Source organism: Hyella patelloides LEGE 07179, assembly GCF_900659865.1.
Taxonomy (GTDB): Bacteria; Cyanobacteriota; Cyanobacteriia; order Cyanobacteriales; family Xenococcaceae; genus Hyella; species Hyella patelloides.
The window spans coordinates 1-3,396 of record NZ_LR214196.1; the positions used below are offsets into that span (position 1 = coordinate 1).

Sequence of the window (3,396 nt, forward strand, 5' to 3'; positions counted from 1 at the left end):
CAATACTGTTCGGTTAATAATTAAGTAGAAGAAGAAGCAACTGCAAAAGTAAGTGGTTGAAGTTGAGTAAAACCAGTTCGATGTATTGGCTTTCTGGCTTGAAATTTGGAACGAGGTTTCTTGACAACTCTCGGATTAGTTCGACCTTGACGATTCGGAATGATTTGTTCAGTAATCTCGCAGATTAACCAAGAGAACAAGAAAGGGAGAGAAGAAGGCAAGGCTTGTTGAAATTGAGAGATAGCTCGGCGCAAAATTCGTAAAGTAGCAGTAAAACTGAATTGTAAAGGAGATAGCTCGGTAGTAGCAGAAGCACGAACAATTAAAGAGCGTACTGTCCAGTGAGCAAGTAACCACCCATAAATTTCTTGAACAACCAATTTGGGTTTTTTGGAGCGAATTGGAGTTTTTCGAGCATTCAGATGAGTCTTGAATTCGGAGAGAGTATTTTCTATCTCCCAACGCCAATGATACTCATCAGCCAAAACTAGAGACGGAAACATCTCATAATCCATCAAGTCTGTAATTAAGCGATAAACTACTTCTTCCCCTTTTTCGAGAATTAAATACTCAATAACTCTAACTTGAATTCGAGTTGCACCTTTTTTCTTCGATTTATGATCGGGATTTATCCAAGATAAATATGAACCATCGGCTAATTCCTGAACAGGAAGAAATTTAACGTTCTTGGGAAGACGACCTAAAATATGACATTGTTGGTTGACAGCAGCTTGAACCATTTTGAATGAATGAAGTCCTCTATCCCAAGTTAGCAGCATTCCTGATTCTACCGAACGCAATAGTTTGATTGCTCTAACTCTTTCTCCGATTCGATAAGGACTGATCAGAGCATCGGTAATTAGATGAGTTCCCAACTCTACCAAAATAACTAATCGCGCTTTGGGAAAAGCAGCCTTCGTTCCCTTGGGACTCCCTGGATAACCAAAAACTCGACCATTTTCCTCTGTGTCAGGGATATCAAATACCGTTCCATCGATTGCCATCCATCGTAATCCTTTCAAAAAAGCTGATGGTGTTTCCATTGTTGCCATTGGTCGAGCTAGTTTCTCAAAGAGTCTAGTCATGACAGCACATCCTACTCTTTGCCGAGCCTCGCTAATTGATGATTTACTTGGTGTTTTCCACCTGATTCCTTGGGGTATCCATGAGGCTGATAACCCTTGAATTAAATTCTTCAACACATCTACAACGGAGTCTTTCGACCACAAGCTCAGAGCGATTACTAAAGCGATAATTAGATGAGTTGGAAGTAGACGGTTACGTTTTTCTTGACTATGGGTTTCTGCGATCACGCAGTGGCAGGCTTCGCCTGATCGCCTCATCAAGAGCTTGATGAGACATGACTAATTCCAAAGCGGGAAATATTTCACTTACTTTGATTTTTGGGGAAATAAGAGTTAAAGGTTTGAGTTCCATGCGATTTGGATGACGAATACTCTCATTAACTCATGTTTTTAGCTTAAACGAACAGTATTGAGACCCGATGGGATTACCTCTATTGGGAGCTACCAAACCCAGGAATCCCATACCGATGAATCTGATTATCTTCCAACATGGCAACAACTAGCAAAGATTATTGGTCACAAAGACTTTTTATTTTTAGCAGACTCCAAAGCCTCAACATGGAAAAATAGAGCCTTAATTGAAAGTGAAGGTGGAAATTATGGTTTTCCCCTAGCCATGTCTCAACCTCGTCCTCAACTACTATTAAATTGGGTAGCCAATGCACCGATTCGGAGAGAAGAAATTTATCTCAACGATGAAGAATTCCCTATTGGAGAAGGTTTTGAAGTTCCTTTCTCTGAGCAAATAATTACTTCAATTGACAAGAAAATCAGCTATCAAAAAGTATATAAAGGTGCTGGTAGAGGGGGTCAAAATCGTCCTTTTCGTCGTGTTCGTCAAACTACTCTCATTCTAACTTATCAGCGTTGTCAGTCTCAAATTGCTCAACAGCAAATGATTGCTGGTTGGAGACTGTATGTGACTAATGCTCAACCAGAAAATCTGACTTTGGAGCAGGCTGTACTTTCCTACCGCGAGCAATGGCAACTAGAAAGAGGTTTTCACCGTTTTAAACGAGGTCATCTTCCTGCTCTACCTATTTATTTTCAAGACGAAGAGCGTGTTCGAGGATTGATGTTTTTGCTGACTATCGCTCTGAGTGTTTTTACTTTGATGGAGTTTGTTGTCCGTCGTCAATTAACTAGACTCAAACAGTCTATTTCTGGGCTTTATGCGGGGGTCCAATAAACTATTACAAAGTAGGACAGGCTTGGACGGTCGTCACGAGTGCCTGGGGAAACCCCAGGCAACGCGACCTCACAAAATACCCCCAATTTTAGGGTCTAATATAGTATAAAAGTATTATTTGGGGGTATTTTGTCCGCCAAAGGGGAAAAATTATCGCCTCAAAACCCTTAGCTGAGGGAAGCCTGTCCAACTTTGTCTATGTTTTCTCTAGGGGAATCCCAAACGCCAAACTGCTCGCCCTACTGCCGAACAGCTATTAAATGCTTTTTGTCATTTGACGAGAGTATCTTTATCCTGACGGCTCTACTGAAATAAGCTCTCTGAACTTTCTTCAAAGACAAATTTTAAATCTCATGAAAATTCCCGAATCGATTTATCTGATTCCTCAGCTAGTTCCTAATTAACTTCAATCGCTCTAATTGTTGCTGCTGCTCTATTCTATCGCCTTTATTTCTCTATCATTTCTAATTTAAGCGAACCGTGAGTAACGAAGTAGAAAAATCTACGAATACATCACACCTAGAACAAGGTTTATATCTTGTCAGGTCAAAAGGGAAGGGTCTGGAGCGTTGACCCACAGGGCGCAATCCAGTAATCAAAAACATTTTTGATTATCCACACCCAAAACCGAGATAACTTTACTTTCGTGAAGGTGAGTTAATGTAACAAGTCCTTCCTCTGAAGTGTCCAGATGACTGCATATCTCTCGGTCATGGAGAAGGTTAGCAACCGCCAGAACCGAAGCAGGGATAAACGGCAATAAGCTATCAGCCGAAGAAGGTGAAGTGCCAAGCGTCCAACTAAGAACAACGAAAGTGAACTCTCCTATCCACCGTTAAGCTGAACTAGCGAAATCAGGCTGATACGCTGGGGGCGAAATATGCTCACGAGAATGGTAGATGGCAGAAGAAGCCCTGACCATCGACACCTACCAAAATCCGATGGAGTTGAGAGGTTCTAAGGTTGGTATCAACGAAAGTAAGGAACGAATTAACTGGTAGGGCTGTTTCATTCTAGAGTAAAAAGAGATAAATTAAAGCTTTAGAGGCAAAAAACTCGAAATTTACGCTTCTAGACCCCAAAATAATGGATAAAAGCTTAATCGACTATCTCAAACAAATA

Annotated in this window: 1 protein-coding gene and 1 pseudogene; one reads left to right on the forward strand and one right to left on the reverse strand. The window is 40.9% G+C overall.

Annotated elements, in window-relative coordinates; genetic code table 11:
* Nucleotides 1–20 precede the first annotated feature (20 nt).
* The gene (locus H1P_RS31980; protein ID WP_342799634.1) at nucleotides 21–1,343 is read right to left on the reverse strand and encodes an IS4 family transposase; all 1,323 of its coding nucleotides are present in this window, start codon (nucleotides 1,341–1,343) and stop codon (nucleotides 21–23) included.
* A 155-nt stretch (nucleotides 1,344–1,498) separates the two neighbouring features.
* Here H1P_RS31980 and H1P_RS31985 point away from each other — a divergent pair.
* Nucleotides 1,499–2,265: pseudogene (locus H1P_RS31985) on the forward strand (transposase); the annotation flags it as partial.
* Nucleotides 2,266–3,396: the final 1,131 nt, after the last annotated feature.